The organism is Micromonospora sp. M42 (assembly GCF_000568915.1).
GTDB lineage: Bacteria > Actinomycetota > Actinomycetes > Mycobacteriales > Micromonosporaceae > Micromonospora > Micromonospora chalcea.
Map to the genome: position 1 here is coordinate 32,925 of NZ_KK037233.1, position 1,499 is coordinate 34,423.

Consider the following 1,499-nt stretch of genomic DNA (forward strand, 5'->3'; position numbering starts at 1 on the left):
GGGGCGGCATGATCGGCATGGAAAAAAGAACAGGCCGTCGAGGCCCTCCCCCGGGCGCTGCGCCGCGACGAGCCCACCACAGTCGTCGCCGACATCGACTGGGCCCGTTCCAAAAAAAAAGTTCACCCTGGTACGCCCCAGCCCGCTGTTCGGCGACCTCGCCGAGGCCCAGGAGGCGACGCAGCCGGCCGGGCAGCAGGAGGCCGCCGAGGAGGAGAAAAAGCGTAAAAGTCGGCCCTCGCCCGGCGGCTCGCCGCGCTCGCGCCGGGGGAGCGCACCGCGACACTGCTGGAGCTGGTGCGGCAGTGCGCGGCGACGGCCCTCGGCTACGGCGCCGCCGACGACATCCCGGCCACCCAGCCCTTCCGCGACCTCGGCCTGGATTCGCTGACGGCAGTCGACATGCGCAACTTCCTGGCCGCCGCCACCGACCTGCGGCTGCCCGCGACGCTCGCCTTCGACTATCCGAACCCGACGGTGCTCGCCGCGCACCTCGGCGAACTGCTCACCGGGATCGTCCCCGACGCGACCACCCCCGCCCCGGCCGCCGCGGCCGAGGACGACGACCCGATCGCCATCGTGGCGATGAGCTGCCGCCTGCCCGGTGGGGCGGACACCCCGGAGCAACTGTGGCAGCTCCTCGCCGCCGGCGGCGACGCCATCGGGGAGTTCCCCACCGACCGGGGCTGGGACCTGGACCGGCTCTTCGACTCCGACCCGGAGAAGGAGGGCACCAGCTACGCCCGTGAGGGCGGCTTCGTCACCGGCGCCACCGACTTCGACGCCGGCTTCTTCGGCATCAGCCCCCGCGAGGCCCTCGCCATGGACCCGCAGCAGCGGCTGCTGCTGGAGGCGTCCTGGGAGGCGGTCGAGCGGGCCGGGATCGACCCGCACACGCTGCGCGGCAGCGCCACCGGCGTATTCGTCGGCACCAACTACCAGGACTACCGCAACCTGATGTTCAGCGCCGAGGGCGCCGAGGGGCACCTGATGACCGGCAACGCCGGCAGCGTCCTGTCGGGCCGGGTGTCGTACACCCTCGGGCTGGAGGGGCCCGCCGTCTCGGTCGACACCGCCTGCTCGTCGTCGCTGGTCGCGCTGCACTGGGCCTGCCAGGCGCTGCGCCGCTCGGAGTGCTCACTCGCCCTGGTCGGCGGCGTGACCGTCATGTCCACCCCCGGGGTGTTCGTCGGCTTCAGCCGGCAGCGGGGCCTCGCCCCGGACAGCCGGGTCAAGGCGTTCGCCTCCGCCGCCGACGGCACCGGCTGGGGCGAGGGCCTCGGCCTGCTGCTCGTCGAGCGGCTCTCCGACGCCCGCCGCAACGGTCACCCGGTGCTCGCGGTCATCCGGGGCAGCGCCGTCAACCAGGACGGCGCTTCCAACGGCCTCACCGCCCCGAACGGGCCGTCGCAGCAGCGGGTGATCCGGCAGGCGCTCGCCAACGCCGGCCTCGCCCCGGCCGACGTGGACGCCGTCGAGGCGCACGGCACCGGCACGAA

General features: G+C 73.8%; 1 protein-coding gene. It reads left to right on the plus strand.

What is annotated here, in order from left to right:
* Positions 1–297: 297 nt before the first annotated feature.
* A partial coding sequence (locus MCBG_RS00045) for a beta-ketoacyl synthase N-terminal-like domain-containing protein (protein ID WP_043322794.1) occupies positions 298–1,499 on the plus strand: 1,202 nt, incomplete at its 3' end.